This window comes from Bradyrhizobium lablabi, assembly GCF_900141755.1.
Lineage (GTDB): Bacteria > Pseudomonadota > Alphaproteobacteria > Rhizobiales > Xanthobacteraceae > Bradyrhizobium > Bradyrhizobium lablabi_A.
Window position 1 is genome coordinate 1749155 of the sequence record NZ_LT670844.1, and the last position, 15090, is coordinate 1764244.

The following is a 15090-nucleotide window of genomic DNA, read 5'->3' on the forward strand; positions in this document are numbered from 1 at the left end:
ATCGGATCGCACGGCAGTCAAAGCCGGCTGAGGAATTAGAAATGCGCTTCACAATGCAGTCAGCAACGCCGACCGACGTGCGGCTTTTCAATGGTTCCCTCGACAGCCTTCTGAAACAGACAGCAAGGCCGGAGGGTGGTCCGCTGTTGCTGGTAACCCCAAACCTCGACCATTTGCGGCTGCTTTGGCGCACACCGGCGTTCCGAAGAGCCTATGCATCTGCCGACTTGATCGTGAACGACAGCAGGTTTTTGGATAAGTACTTCTTGCGCGGAAATGCCTTATGCGCTCCTGGCTCGGATATCGTGCCCACATTTCTGGGGCAGTTAAATCCTTCGTCAAGAGTATGTGTCGTCGGCTTCACGGAAAACGTAAAGTCGGAAATAACGAAGGCGTTCCCCGGCTTGGCGTTCTCATTCGTTCAACCGAGCATGGGATATATCCTGCGGCACCAGGAGCGGCTAATGTTGGTTAAGCGTGTCCTCGAGTTCAATCCGGATATTGTTCTGGTTTGTACGGGTGCGCCTCAAAGCGAAATTTTTGCGGCTCAGCTTAAGCGCGCGACCGAAAAAAACATGTCCATACTCTGCTGCGGATCCGCTCTGCATTTCCTGACAGGCGAAAAAAAACGATCGTCTGAAACTTTGAGAAATCTCGGCATGGAATGGGCATTCCGCTTCTTTCACGAGGCCCATACCAGAAAACGCTACCTTTACGATTCGCTTTTCTTGTTCACAAAATTGAGCTCATTCGTAACATTCCGACTGAACGGCAGCGCATCGTTTGGCCGCTACCGATTGAATGCCCATCGAGCGAACTGAGGGCGCAAGCGCTTCTTCACACCGTGGATTTTGTACTCCAGGTACTTTTTCGTTCGATCGATGATGGATGCAAATTGCGCCGAGGCACGAGTTCGGAAATCGATATCTTTGATAGAAACATTGTTCGTCAAGGAATAGGCGGCCAGCCTGTATTCCGGACTAAACAAATATGGTCCGGCAAAATGACATATCGCGGGTGATACCACGCCATCATATCGTTCAAAGGTGCATCCACCACCCAGCGGCTCAATTGATATTTTCCCCTTCAGCCCCGTTGGAGTTCGCATCAAATTGCCGTTGTCGTGGTACAAATCAAACATGCCCAGTTTGGCAAGTGCCAGCGCGAAGACTGTTTCTTCTCCGGGGCCCGATTTATCAAACGCCTTGATTCCGTATTTCCGATAGTCGCTATGGATCTCCCGGGCGATCCGAAAAACGGAAGAAGACAGCTCTCCCTTCCTAAAGAAATAGATCCCTCCGTTGAATTTTGGAAATTGCTCTCCGCCGACTAACTTCAGGGCTTCGGAGAGGTTATCTATATATTCATCTGTGCCGTTCAGCGCCGTGAACTTCTCCATTGCTGGAGTGAACTCGAACTTACGAATTTGCTCTAACTCATTAGGGAAAGGACGGGTAGCGATACAATCCGAATCGATAAAAAGCGTCTCTTGGAACGGCGTATACTGATCCAGATATGCTTTCTGCAGAACGCCGACCGGAATTCCGCTCAAGGGCGGAACGATTACGTCGGCGGATGCTGCTAGACGATCGTTATCTGTAACGATCGCCAAGGGAACACCGGGCATGTTTCTTCGCAGCGATAGTGATAAAATCTCTGCTTGCCGTAAGTATCTTTCATGCCCAATCGCTATCGTCAGAAAACCGAGATTACTTTTACCCATTGGTGCTATCCGTCAGGTACGAAGCTGCTGCAGATTTGAGCGATTACCAACTCCTTGCGCAAAGAACTGAGGCTTCGTGGCAAGATGCATCGCCTGGATCGATCGGCACTTACATATGATGAAAGCCACAAAACTCCAAGCATACCAATTATAGGATAGATAATACGGGGTGTTATCGGAGTAATTGACGATCAACATTCCAACAATTGCGACGATTCCGATAATCGCTTCCTGTTGAGCGAAGCGCCGCAACTTTACTAGTGTGACTATGCAGGCAGCATAGATAAAAAGATACGCGGCCAGTCCGGTCCAGCCGTTTTCGTAGATGGTCTGAACGTAGGCACTGTGCGCCTCGGTGGTGCCTTCCTCGAGAACTGCAGAATCTGAAAACGTAGCCGAATTTATGTGAAAGGAACCGAGCCCCTTTCCAAAAGCGGCGCTACCTTCCAGATCATCGAAGGCTTGTTCCCAAAGAAGTTGTCGCCAGGCGTAAGAGCTCTGTTGCTCGCCTGCGGCCAGATCGTTACTGCTGCTGACATCTGTTAGGCGGTTTTGGACCGCCGGAACGGAAAGCAGGGTGGGAACCAGCAAAGTTGCCAATAATAATCGCCTGTCAAGGAACAGAGCCGCTACTCCGAACATTGCGGCAAACGCGATCCATGCGCTTCTGGTCTGCGTAAGCAATAGATACGCCACCGCTATCAATAGTAAGCCGACATACACGCTTGAAGCACCGACGGATTGTCGCACCCGCTGGTTATAAAACTTGTATAGGATTCCGCTTATTAATATCAGGAGATAAAAAGCGAATATATTCGAGTGAGGAAAGGTGGATTGCGCTCGGAAATCTCCATTGAACCCGGTTGCCAGCTCATAGACGCCGAACGCAAATGGAGCAATCGACGACATTAACAAAACATCGGCGATACTGTCGTTTCGTGTGGACGTGTTTGGCAGCAGAAAAGGAAACGAGAAAAAGGCAAAGTAAGTGAGTTGCGCTCCGTAAAGCTTTAATGCTCCAATTTTGTCCGGCGTATGTGCAATCGAAATTGCGACCAGCAGCAAAAAGGGTCCCCAAACAAGGCTCGGGAACATTGCCCTAGAACTATTTTTATATACCAAGGTGGCGAACAGAGCCAAAACCAGCACATTAAGTATGACGCCAGGACTAAAGTCGATCCCAGCCACTTCGACTCGAAAATCACCAAGAAAACTGTCGAGAGTTGCCCGCACCAGCAGCAGACCAAGGATTAAATTCCACATCGAAAATTCCTGAGTTTCGCCCAAGTTTAACATAGAAACCGGCGTTTTTCATCGCAATTTCGCAAAACACCTTGGCCTCAAACTGCCGCCATATTCCAAGTCCGAGGGGTTAGCATCAGAATTATAGAACGTCCTGTCTCCCGTTAATCTTTGCACGGCAAAACCCATAGTTGATCGGAATCGCACTCATGCTGAACTCGCGATTGCCGGCCCTTTGAACGCATAGATCGGCCGAATTTGGCATGCTATGTGAATCTATCGGGTGATGTCGGGGCGTTCCCTATTCTCGCCCTGGGATCGGCCCCGGATACGCGGCCGACGGTAAGCAGTTCGTAGAGATCCGGATCTTGAATGCAAATAGCCGCAACGCTGAACCGCTTTGGCCGTCAAATTGTCGAGGTCTCTCTCAGACGGCAATTCTTCCGCAATGTTGCAGTTGTATTGACCGGCGCCGCGCTGGCTCAGCTGATAACAGTTGCGCTTTCACCCGTAATTTCCAGATTGTTCAGCCCGGCAGCCTTTGGCGCTCTAGGCACATTTATGGCGTTGCTGGGATTAATAGGTCCGATAGCCACTTTAACATATTCGGCTGCCATAGTGCTTCCGAAGCACGACGAAGAATCCGCCGCTGTTGTTTGGCTCAGCCTCCTCATCTCTGCGGTTGTTTCAATCATCTCGCTCGTCGCTATCGTCTTGTTCGACACTTATAGCACCGGGAATTGGCTGGAATCCGTTCAAAGCCTTCTATACCTCGTACCGCTGGTGATCGTGTTTGAGGCGGTTTTTCAGGTCGCGCAACAATGCATGATCAGAGAACGGCGCTATCGCCAAACAGCTCAAATTAGCATTATTCAAGCGGCCGTGAGCAGCGCTGCTAAAATTGGCGCGGGCATTTTTTCCCCGAGTAGCTTCTCACTCGTGCTGGTTTCACTGCTCGCAGTTCCCATCAACGCGGTGCTGCTTGGACTGGCTCTGAATTCCAACTCGTCTCGCTCCTGGTGGCCGGCCCCTGCCCCACTTAAGGCAATTAGCGCTACAGCAATCCGCTATCTCGATTTTCCATTGTATCGTGCCCCCCAGTCGCTTATCAGCGCGGTCTCGCTGAGCCTTCCCCTGCTTATCCTCGCCTACTTCCACGGGCCCGCTGCTGCTGGCTTCTTCACCCTCAGTAATTCCGTTTTAGGTTCGCCGACCCAACTCTTAACAAAGGCAATCAACGACGTTTTCTTCCCTCGCCTGGTAGATGCATCACATAAAGGCGAACAGACCAAACTTCTGATACTCAAGGCCGCCGGCGCTCTGGGCGCGGTCAGCATTATCCCTCTCGGGGCTGTCGCTCTGGCCGGCCCATTCCTCTTCCAGTTGGTATTCGGCGCCCGATGGTTGGAGGCAGGCGAATACTCCCAATGGTTGTCGTTGCTGACGTTCACGACGCTCGTTCTCAGGTCAGGATTGTCAGCAGTTCCAATTCTGAACATGCAAGGCACTTATCTCATATTCGAGATCGCGAGTACGATTCTAAAATTGGGTTCGCTGTCGATAACCCTGTTTGCGGACCTCCCGCCAATAGTGCCTATTGCGCTCTTTGCCATCACAGGATCGGTTACAAACGCTTTGTTCTTTTGGTATGTTATAATCAAGTCAGAACAATTCGACAAAGGCAACTCTCATGTCGCGATCGCGCAATAACACCCGACGGACCGCATGCTGATGAAGATCGCCTATCTGATCAATCAATATCCCAAGGTGAGTCATACATTTATTCGGCGCGAGATCTCCGCGCTGGAAGGTCTTGGAATATCTATCGATAGGGTCGCTATCCGTGGATGGAAAGAGCCGTTAGTAGACGATCTCGATCTGCACGAAAGGACTTTGACGTTTTATATTTTGGGAATTGGCTTTGCGAAAATCGCCAAAGACGTCCTGACATTGGCGATATCTCGACCTCTTCGTTTCTTCAGAGCCCTCTCTGAGGCGATTAGGTTTGCGCAAAAAACTGATCGCCCTCGGTTTTATCACCTGATCTATCTCGCTGAAGCGTGCACTCTCGCGCGCTATTGCGAACAGCACACTATCAACCATGTTCACGCGCACTTCGGAACAAATCCAGCGGAGGTCGCGACGCTCGCCTCCATTGTTGGAAATCTGACATATAGCTTTACAGTGCACGGTCCCGATGAATTTGACTGCCCCGAGTTCCTCGGCCTGCGCAAGAAAATCCAATATGCCCGTTTCGTTGCGGCAATAAGCTTCTACACGAAGAGCCAGCTATTGCGTTGGGCGGACCAGAGCGATTGGTCAAAAGTTCACGTGATCCGGTGTGGCCTTGAAACGCGCTACTTTTCCGAGGTGCGCGCAGCATCGCTAAACCAAAACCGCTTCGTCTCGGTCGGAAGGCTTTCGAGGCAGAAGGGGCAGCTTATCTTGCTCCAGGCGGTCGCGCTCCTTGTTAAAGAAGGCCGTCCGATCCAACTCGTGCTTGCCGGCGATGGCGAGCTTCGTGACGAGATCGAGCATTCGATCGATAGGCTCAATCTCCGATCTAATGTCGTAGTGACTGGATGGGTGAGCAATGATTCGGTTCGGAAGGAAATCGAACATTCTAGGGCGCTGGTGCTATCCAGTTTTGCAGAGGGTTTGCCCGTTGTCCTCATGGAGGCGATGGCGATGGCAAGACCAGTGCTGACATCCTCCGTCGCAGGCATTCCGGAATTGGTGCGCAACGGCCAGGAGGGTTGGGTTTACCCGCCGAGTTCCGTCGAAGAAACGGCTTCGGCTCTTCGAGAATGCTTGATGGCGTCGTCCGAAACAATCGATCAGCTCGGCCAACAAGCGAAGTCCCGCTGTGCCGAATTTCATATAATTGACAAGAGCGCGGCCAATTTGGCGGCGTTGCTTCGCTCGATGGTTCAATCGGCGTAGGAGAACAACGTGTATCCTTTGCTAACCGCGGTGGCCGTGATCTGCGTCTCCATCGTTACGCTGCAACTAATCTTTCTCGCAATTCAAGTTGGTGGCAGTTTGCTACCTGATAATGGCGTCGGCGAAGACGCCACTCATCAAGCCAACTGCGCGGTTGTCATGCCCGCACATAATGAAAGGGGCGGCATCGCACATGCCATCAAGGCAATACAATCGCAGCTCAACCCAACCGACCGCTTAATAGTGGTGGCCGATAACTGCTCGGACGAGACGGCGCAAATAGCTGCGTCCGCTGGCGCAGAGACGATCGAGCGGACCGATCAGGTCCATGTCGGCAAGGGATACGCGCTCGACTTCGGCATCAAGTACATCGAGTCCGGCGCAGTCCCCGACGTCATCATTTTCATGGATTCCGACTGTATCGCGGCTCCCGGTTGCGTTAGTCGCCTCGTGAATTTGGTGACGGGTAGCGGGCGCCCTGTTCAAGGACGGTATTTGATACACGCATCAATTCAAACTGCAGCGGCGCGCGCGGCAGAGTTTACGTATAAGATCAAGGGCGCCGTGAGACCAGGCGGTGGTGCCCGGTTCGGGATACCGTGCATGCTAATGGGCACCGCAATGGCTCTTCCCTGGAATTTGATCCGCCGATCGAATTTGGCAACCGGTAGCATAACCGAGGATTTGAGACTCGCCATCGAACTTTCGCTCCAAGGATTCCCAACGCTTTTTTGCTCGAACGCAAGGTGCGATAGTGATTTTCCTGAGTCCGAAAGTGGCATGGCTACTCAACAAACGCGGTGGCAACATGGATATTTTTCGTCGTTGGTTGAGTATGCGCCAAAGCTTTTCCTCAAAGCTTTAAGTAGCGCTGACTTCAGACTTCTCGCTCTCGCGATCGACTTCAGCATTCCGCCATTGGGTCTTATGTTGGCGATTACGGCACTGATGTCAGGCCTCGCGAGTGTGGCAATTCTTGTTGGAGCCGGTGGCGTCCTTGCAAAGATTGCGATCACCTTTTTTCCCGCATTCGTTCTGCTTATTCTGCTTACTTGGTTTTTCCACGGCAGGGACATTGTATCCGGCAGAGATCTGCTGTTATCTTTCAAGCAGGTGATGAAGACGATTTCGATGCTTTGGAGCTTCATTACGCGGCCCCAGCAGAAGTGGGTCAGAACAGAAAGGAGGGAGGATAACTCCGGATAAATCGCGGAGCGGCTCCAGGAGGACGTTCAACCTCGCTGCCAGGGCCGATTCCAGGCAGGTTCCGTATTTGGCACGACCAATTCGTCCAGGCCTTTCTCTCTCAGAAATTTCGCAAATACATTTCGATCGACGTCGTCGACATCTTTCGTTTTTTTCAACAGCAATTCGCGTATCGGCCAGCCGGGGCCGGCAATGATTTCCGCGGCATCCGAATATTGGTGCGACCTGATCAGGTCAACGAACTCGGCCGTGGCGCAATCAGCCAGGTCAGCCGGCAGCTGATCAAACATCTTGAGGGCAAACCAGATTCGCCGCACCGCAATCCAGCCCTCGTTGGGACCATATTTGTAGGATTGCCGCAGATAGCGAAGCTGGTTGGATTGGTTGGTATCGAGCCAAACCAGCGAAAGCCATAAGAACGATTCACTCGGCGATTCTTTCAAGGCATCAAGAATCGACTGCTTTGCGACGGTCAAGGCACGGCCAGCTCTTGCCGCTCCCATTTTCGAAACCGTCAGCTCCGCAATTCTCAGCTGAATGATGGCGACTTTCGCAAGCGTCGCTGACCGCAGTCGCTTCGGTGCATCCCCCCCGCCGTCCTGCAAAACGGCATCAAGCGTGCTGAGAGGGAAGGCATCTCCCAACATCACCCGGTCGGCTGTCCTCGCGATTGCCATCTCGGAAAAAAAGAAGGGCAAGACCGAGATTGCCCAACCAATCGCGCAGACTGCAAAGGCGGAAATCAAAACCCGAAAAAACATATTATTAACAACCAGACGATCAGATCATCTTTCCTACGAATAGCCGTAATGGCCGTAGTATTGGCCGTAGCTCGCCTTACCATAGCTCCACTCATAGCGATCGACGGCTCTCAAATCAGCTTTATTCAAAACCACTCCGAGCAGGCGGCTGTATATCTCCGGCGTTCCCAGCAGATGGCGCTGCACCAGGCTGATATTGGTGCGCCCCCATTCCACGACGCAAACAAACGAATCCATAACGTGAGCGCCGGCCCTGACATCGACAACGGGCGCCACTGGGGGAAAGTCCACGATGATGTAGTCGTATTGCTTTCGCAATTTCTCGATTAAATTCTTGAATTCCTCCGACGACAGGATTTCGTTGGTGTGGGCGAACCTCGACTTCAATACCGCCGGCATAAACGCCAATCCGGTAACGTCATCCCTGTAAATGACTTCGTCAGCAGTTCTGATATTGCTCAACACTTCCAGCAATCCGGATCGCGCGCTCGGACTGAGCAATCGCGAGAGCGTCGGATTGCGAAGGTCACCGTCAATCAAAATCACGGTTTTGCCGGCGTGCGCTATTGCCTCGGCGAGGTTGGCGGCAACCGTCGTCTTCCCCTCATTGGGAAGAACCGACGTCACTCCAATGATCTTATTTGATCCGACAAATCCATTTATGTCCGCGGCAACCTTGATCGAACGAAATCCTTCGGCGAAATGCGAAAGTGGCTCTTCGACGACATCGCGAAGAAGAAGCGCGCGGTCGGTCGCAATCAGCAGTTGGCCGTCTTCGACCGATTTCCTTTGATTTTCCTTCACAACCGGTAGATTTCGCTTAGCTGTCGGTTGCCGTGCAAGCCCAAACTTAGACGCCAATTCCAAGCCTACCGCGCCGATGCCCTTTGGTTTTCCGATCATTTGACCAAGCGTTGCGGCCGACGGCTCCTCGGCCCCGAACAAGGACAACTTGGGCAAAACCGCAAGACAATTCGTCTTCAAGGCGTCCTCAACCTGCTTGGCGGTGCGGAACACCTGATCGATCGCCTCGCGCAAGATCCCGATTCCAATGCTCATCGCGAGGCCGGCAAGGCCGGCTAGCCCCAGCACCAGCATTGTCGAGGGGCTGCTGCGCTGAAGAGGAGGCGTGGCAGCGCTGATGACCCGCGCTTCCGTTATCGGGAAGGATTGCTGCTGAATGACTTCCATATATCGTTGCAGGAAGTTGTCGTAAATCGTGTGATAGACCTGCGCGTTGCTTTCGAGCTCGCGCAGCCCCAGGCGGTCGCGATTGACGACCTGAGCGTCGCTGATTAGACCGTTAAGACTGCCCTCAAGGCTGTCTACACGGCTCTTCGAAACCTCATATTCGTTCTTGAAGCTTTCAGCTATTCGTCCAAGTTCGTCATTGATCGACCGGCGCAACTCGTTCATTTGCGTCCGAAGGTTGACTGCCGCCAGGTGATTGGCGCCGTAACGCGCAGACCAGATGGCTTCCTTGGCGGCGAGGTCCAGATAATTGCTGCGCAGCCGGTTGATAACATCGCTGTGCAGAGAGTCGTTAAAGCTCGCGTCAGGAATATCCTTCTTCATGACGTCGACCATCCGGTCGTACCGCGCCTTTGCCTCCGCGGCGCCTGCCTTGGCGTTACTGAGCTGAGTATTCAGTTCCGAGAGCTGCTGTTCGCCCAAGAGCCGCGTCCCGTTGGTTGAAGTTCCGCCGGCGACGTCGATGATCTTGTTCTTTTCCTTGTATTGCTGGACCAACCGATCCGCATCCAGGGCCTGCTGTCGCAACTCCTTGATGCGATCCTGAAGCCAGGCGCCCGCACGGCGTGTCGCCTGATATTTGGCCTCTAACTGATCGACGACATAGGCGTCGGCAATGGCATTCGCGACTTCCGCCGATTTCTTGGCGCTCAACGAGGAGTAGCCGATATCGAGAACGTAAGTCCTGCCTACTCGGGTGATGTTCCGGCTTCTGAGAAACGCACCCACACTGGAGCGCTCCAGTTGAGTGTCCGACTTTGCCGGTGTCGCCACGAATTGATTGAGCATTCCTCCGATCAGGCCCGGGCCTGACCCGACAAACTCGGGATCGCTGGTCAGGTGCAAATCCTTGATAACCGACAAGCCGATATTCTCGGACTTGAGGATTTCAACCTGGGTCTCGACTTGTGCGGTATCGACGGGCGTGTCGCCGGCCGGACCCTGCTGCTGGAGCAAGCGCACCTTGCTCGAGTCGATCAGCAGCATTGCATGGGCGGTGTAACGCGACGGGGTCGTGAACAGATAGATCATCCCAAGCGTAAGACAACAGATGATCACGAACACAAAGATCGACAATTGCCGTCGAATGAACGTCGTCACCAGCCCGATGATGCTGGCCAGGTTTAGAGACGAGTCCTCGATTGGTTCCTGAGAATGCGCAGAACGAAGCGAAAATGTTGTCGGTGCATCCATATTCGGTTCATTCTCAAGAGTTGCAGATCGCCTAGTGGGGGCTAACCGACGCACCGAGCGACGACAGGCTCGTCGCGCCCGTTAGAAGATTAAAAGCGTTTGGAAATGCGGCCGCGGTCGGGAATGTTCCGCCATTGGTGCCTCCGCTCGGCAGGCCTGAGCCCGTGGCACCACCACTCCCCCCGCCCGCACCACCACCACCGCCGGTCGACGCGGTTCCGGTGTCTCCCGCGACACTCGCATAGGCTTTGATGACCTCTTCAATTCCCGTACGGGCGACAGCGGTCTGAATTTCGTTCGAGAATTGCTGGTCGGAACCAGAATAAGCCTTCGCCGCCTGGGCCAGGCCCGAGGCCATCGCATCCTGCTGATCTTTGTTTGCCGATTGCAGCAGTTTTATGAGGGGCTCGAGAGCGGCTTTATCAGCAGCTAGATATTCACGGGTCCGTTGCGCAAGACCCTGCCCTCCGTTCGGAAACGAATTTAATAGCTGGCCGGGATTGGCGAGGAAGGAATTAATCGCCGCGGTCGAAAGCGTGCCCGGCTGCGCCGAGCCTTGGCTGTGCGCCGGCACTGGCCCGTTGATCACGAATACCAAGCTCAACCCCGCAAGAAAAAGGCGGAAATACATTTGGAAATCTCCTGCAAAAACGACAGTTAAGCCTTACTGTGCAACGCAGCATAGCCAATCCGGAACCATTTTCCAAGCCGAACAAATTTAAATGAATTGGGAGTTTTTAACGATTTTGACGTGGTTAATTTGGTCAGGCGGGCTACCTCGCCGGTCGACCAAATGAATTATTCTCTTACCGGCCGCTTGTTCCGAGCGACCGCCAACCGGCCGATGCCAGCACCCAAAGAGGCGGGGCGATTTGGCTGCAGGGCACTGCCAAGGCCTATGCCCAGGATCGCAAAAACCACCATGGAATAGCCGGGGATTTGAATTGAGAAATCAATCATCGAATGCATCAACGCGATCAGAGATACGGAGAGGGCGGCCAAAGCGGCAACGGCAGCGCTTCCTTGCTTTTGCAATCCACGGAACAGGACGAGAATGCCTGCAAACCAGGCAATCGAGACAAGCACCGCCATTGGTAGGCCCAGTTCCGATGCAAATTCGAGCGGGGTGCTATGCGCAATATCCCAGACGCCCTCCAACGAGATGTCATCCCGGCGATAGGCGGGGAAACTCCAAGGGAAGGTTCCCAGACCGGTTCCGAACCAGGGATTGTCTCGAATGATGCCGATCGTCGATCGATAAGCGGATGATCTGCCTTCGTCCAAAAGCCCCTGAAGTTCGAACCGGCTCGTAACCTTTCCTCCCATCACAAGCCAGAGCGAAAGAACAACGCCGCACGCGCAGATCGAAACCATGGCCATCTTCCTTGTCGAGGAAAGATATCGACGAAAGAACACTCCAAACGCGAAGACCATCGTTACGAGCGATACGAGCACGCCGCCGCGCGAATTGGTCAAGAACATTGCCGTCAAGCAAATGAATAGCATGACCAGACGAAGCAGCACGTTCGCATCGGGCTTGGCGATCAGTCGAAGCACCTCGTACCGGGATATCGAGTCCGACGACAGTCTCTGCCGGGCGGCCCGCATCAACAGGATAAGCCAGACAACGGAAACCGACCCATAATACGCGGCGGCGGTATTGCGGTTGATGAACGTCGCGGTGAGATTTCCGATATAGGCTGTCTTTTCCTGCCAAAGAATCTGGTCAGGATCCAGTTCAAGCGCGCCAATTCCATAGATCGCATAAATCACGCCCGACCAGGCGAAAACGCTAAGGGCCTTTCGGGACTTGCCAGGTTCGGCGCCAAAAATGGTCCCCAGCAAGAGGGCCAGAATGTTCGCAAGAGAAACCCCTATTGCAAAATAAGGCTGTCCGCGAACGATCGCGACGGAGGGTTCGAGGGGCTCGCCGAGTTCGGCTGAAGCGAGCTTCCAGATTGGATTGGCCGAGGCTACCCAAGGGTGGTCCGACAACTGTTCGTGCAACACAAATAGGTAACATGCGGAAATGACAGCCAGCACGGAGATGACAACGAGATGGCCTTTTCGAAGGTGACCGAGTGCTGCGAACAGAAGTCCGACACTGAAAATAATGCACCAAAAAGCGACGATCACCGCATCGCGCGACCCAAAGATCGCCGGCGGCCCGGCCAACGCGGCATAGAGAGTGTAGGTTGACACGCGGTTCAACGCGCGCGACCGATCCCTGGCTGACGCCATATCCCCCAGCCCGAGAACTGACATGCGCGCGTTTGTTTCGTGCGTCGGATTATTTTGCCTTAGGTCAGGTCCCTTTTAACGCCTTGATTTGGTTGCGCAGAATTATCGCGTTTGAGCCGGCGACAACAGCATTGTTGCCGGTATTTATGATGGTGTTCAGATAATTGAGGAACTTCGTAACCTCCACCGACGAGGAGTTCGCGACAAAAATAATGTCCTGATTCCGCATCTGAAGATTGGTTGCGAGGAAATATCCGCCGGGGTCGCGGAAGTTCACCCGGAAAATGACCGGGATCAGCTCGCCCTGAAATTTCGAAACGTCAACGCCCAACAACTGGCAAACCTCGCGAGGCTCCTTACGATACAGGAATACCGCCCCTGGATCCGCCTGGATGTCGAACAGCCCTCCGGCTTTGCCGACCGCCTCGGCGAGGTTTATCCGCCAGGCATCGAAGTTGAACTCTCCCTGCTGACCCTCCGCGCCAAACGCCAGGAATTTCTGCTGCTCGCGATAAACGTAGATACGATCGCCGGGCTGCACGAAAATATTGTTGGACGGCTCATACATCAGGTTAGCAAACGGCACCGTTGCGCGACGATCCCCACGCTGCAACATGACCCAGGTTTCAAATCCTTGTCCCTTGATGCCGCCCGCACGTGTAATCGCGTCAGTGATCCGATCTTGAGCGCCGCTGGCGGCCGCCGGAAATCTGACTGGAGTATTCACTTCACCGATCACGCTCACAAGCGAGGTACGCTGCTGGGTCAAAGCAACGACGACCTGCGGCTCAATTGCCCGGTTGGCGATTTTTGAGACGATGTCGTTCTGAATTTCGCCATTGGTCCGACCAGCCGCTCTTACGCGGCCTGCGTAAGGCACGCTGATGTTCCCATCATTATCGACCGACTGGTCGGGGATGGTCACGAAGTTGCCGGGCCGAACGCCGGCTTCTATCGGGATGAACAAGCCCCCCGCAGCGGCCTCGAATATTGTGACGCTGACGACGTCGCCGATTCCAAAAACAAGTCTGCTCGGAGCACGACCCTTGTCAGGGAAAACACCGGCCAGCCCGCGCGGCTCGACTGAGCCAAGCGCGGCCAACGTATCATTGGTCAGATCGACCAGAGCATACGGCACCAAGGCGGAATTCGTATTTTCGATACTTACCGCCAAAGGTCCAGACCCAGGCGTAACGCACCCAGCACTTAGACTGGCAACGCCAAACATGACCGCAAGTAGTGCCGTGTTCCAAAACCGCATAATCAGATGTTCCCCGACCATTCCCCATCCTAAGCTAGTTGAAACACCGTACAAGACGCGGATATGGGGCAAATATAGCATTTAATTGACTTATTTTTGCAGTGCGGTATTCCGGCAACGATTTCTAAGGTTAACAATGCTGAATCCATCATATCTTATAACATTATCAATAGGTTATAGCAATTTGACGGGATGGCGGCGCGCTTTGCGTAAGCTCCGTTTTAATACTTTCAGGCCTTGGGGGTGGCGCCAAATCGTCCTAATTGCCGCAGCATTCGGCACCGTGACCGACCTGGCCGCGGCGACGCCACTGTCCTGCCTCAACGACCGCTGCGGTTCCGCGGTGAATCGCTTTGATTTAGCCGAAGAACGGCTTTCGAGCAAAAATCCAGATGGCCCGAACCCCTGGCGACAATTTGAAACCCCTCGTCCGGAAGGAGGCGTTGTTTCATCCATATCGCGGACCGCAGATGCGCATTCTGACCCTGGTTTCGCAGGCGTTAGCATCAGGTGCAACGAAAGCGGCGACTTCGATTTGGTCTTGGTTCTATTAGAGCCCTTTCCGCCAAAGGCAGGTGTCAACGTTGTGCTTGGCTCTGCGCCTGACGCGAAGAGCTATTCGGCGAAGGTGCTCGCGACCAGATTTGAATTGTTGCTGGCCGACCAAAATCTGAAATCCGCCGGCAGCCCCTGGCAAAAATCAAAGGAGCTGGAAATCGAGATTGACGGTGCTGAGAAACATATCCACGGCGTCGTCGATCTTGACGGAATCCATGAGGCATTTTCAGAGCTTTTGACTAAATGCTCTCGCCAATAGATTACATCGAGCATCCCGTTACAACGAGCATCCCGCGCTTTTACGGCATCGACCTCAGCAATGACGACAAGTTAACCAACCCATTTTACCTGCTTGCGCAACTTAACCGCCCATTAAATCGTCCAAGGACATGCTCTCGCGAGAGGAGCACTCCAGTGTCAGTTGCATGGATTTCAATAGCGGGCGTTGGGATTCTGCTGGGAAGAAACTTTCGCGTTTTCGTGCTTGCTCCCGCTTTCGCGGCCGACGCGATCGTAATTTCAACGGCTTCCATTGCACACAAAATACCGATGTTTGAGGCGGCAAAGCTGATATTTCTCACGCTCGTCTGCCTTCAGATGGGATATTTAATCGGCTTGTTCACCCGATCCGCGGCATGTGAATCACAAGCTCAAAATCATCCGACGATCGATCGGCCATCGCAGACGATTTTGCCATTTGCCAAATAGCT

13 protein-coding genes are annotated in these 15090 nt (G+C 53.5%); 6 read left to right on the top strand and 7 right to left on the bottom strand.

Going from position 1 to position 15090, the window contains the following annotated elements; translation table 11 throughout:
• Window positions 1-41: 41 nt before the first annotated feature.
• Entirely contained in the window at window positions 42-821 is a 780-nt protein-coding gene (locus tag B5526_RS08230) for a WecB/TagA/CpsF family glycosyltransferase (RefSeq protein ID WP_079537757.1), read from the top strand.
• Here B5526_RS08230 and B5526_RS08235 read toward each other — a convergent pair.
• Window positions 791-1723 (bottom strand): hypothetical protein, encoded by a 933-nt coding sequence (locus B5526_RS08235; RefSeq protein ID WP_154071202.1) that lies wholly within the window; start codon window positions 1721-1723, stop codon window positions 791-793. The two genes, B5526_RS08230 and B5526_RS08235, sit on opposite strands and share 31 nt — an antisense overlap.
• 12 nt (window positions 1724-1735) lie before the next feature.
• Window positions 1736-2986 carry an O-antigen ligase family protein gene (locus B5526_RS08240; RefSeq protein WP_172842004.1) on the bottom strand — a complete coding sequence of 417 codons (1251 nt, stop codon included), beginning with the start codon at window positions 2984-2986 and terminating at the stop codon, window positions 1736-1738.
• A gap of 351 nt (window positions 2987-3337) precedes the next feature.
• Between B5526_RS08240 and B5526_RS08245 the strand changes: the two genes are divergently transcribed.
• The 3 genes from B5526_RS08245 to B5526_RS08255 are packed head-to-tail and all read left to right on the top strand — an operon-like array spanning window position 3338 to window position 7114.
• Window positions 3338-4675, top strand: a complete 1338-nt coding sequence (locus B5526_RS08245; RefSeq protein WP_079537760.1) for an oligosaccharide flippase family protein — start codon at window positions 3338-3340, stop codon at window positions 4673-4675.
• A gap of 15 nt (window positions 4676-4690) precedes the next feature.
• A complete protein-coding gene (locus B5526_RS08250; protein ID WP_197688424.1) occupies window positions 4691-5908 on the top strand; it encodes a glycosyltransferase family 4 protein in 1218 nt (405 codons plus the stop codon).
• 9 nt (window positions 5909-5917) lie between these two features.
• Complete coding sequence (locus B5526_RS08255) at window positions 5918-7114, top strand: glycosyltransferase family 2 protein (protein ID WP_154071203.1); 1197 nt, start codon at window positions 5918-5920, stop codon at window positions 7112-7114.
• A gap of 26 nt (window positions 7115-7140) precedes the next feature.
• On the opposite strand, the gene B5526_RS08260 is transcribed toward B5526_RS08255, so the two are convergent.
• The 5 genes from B5526_RS08260 to B5526_RS08280 all read right to left on the bottom strand — a co-directional run bounded on the left by B5526_RS08260 (window position 7141) and on the right by B5526_RS08280 (window position 13822).
• Entirely contained in the window at window positions 7141-7875 is a 735-nt protein-coding gene (locus tag B5526_RS08260) for a hypothetical protein (protein WP_079537762.1), read from the bottom strand.
• A 33-nt stretch (window positions 7876-7908) separates the two neighbouring features.
• Window positions 7909-10320 carry a polysaccharide biosynthesis tyrosine autokinase gene (locus tag B5526_RS08265; RefSeq protein WP_079537763.1) on the bottom strand — a complete coding sequence of 804 codons (2412 nt, stop codon included), beginning with the start codon at window positions 10318-10320 and terminating at the stop codon, window positions 7909-7911.
• Window positions 10321-10351: 31 nt separating this feature from the next.
• Window positions 10352-10951: a hypothetical protein gene (locus B5526_RS08270; protein ID WP_079537764.1), complete on the bottom strand. Its 600-nt coding sequence runs from the start codon at window positions 10949-10951 to the stop codon at window positions 10352-10354.
• Window positions 10952-11118: 167 nt separating this feature from the next.
• A complete protein-coding gene (locus tag B5526_RS08275) occupies window positions 11119-12585 on the bottom strand; it encodes an O-antigen ligase family protein (RefSeq protein WP_079537765.1) in 1467 nt (488 codons plus the stop codon).
• Window positions 12586-12625: 40 nt separating this feature from the next.
• Window positions 12626-13822, bottom strand: coding sequence for a polysaccharide biosynthesis/export family protein (locus B5526_RS08280; protein WP_154071678.1), 1197 nt, complete (start codon window positions 13820-13822; stop codon window positions 12626-12628).
• 283 nt (window positions 13823-14105) lie between these two features.
• On the opposite strand from B5526_RS08280, the gene B5526_RS08285 reads away from it, so the two are divergent.
• Window positions 14106-14639, top strand: a complete 534-nt coding sequence (locus tag B5526_RS08285) for a hypothetical protein (RefSeq protein ID WP_079537767.1) — start codon at window positions 14106-14108, stop codon at window positions 14637-14639.
• 155 nt (window positions 14640-14794) lie between these two features.
• Window positions 14795-15088, top strand: coding sequence for a hypothetical protein (locus B5526_RS37485; RefSeq protein ID WP_154071204.1), 294 nt, complete (start codon window positions 14795-14797; stop codon window positions 15086-15088).
• The last annotated feature ends 2 nt before the right edge of the window (window positions 15089-15090 follow it).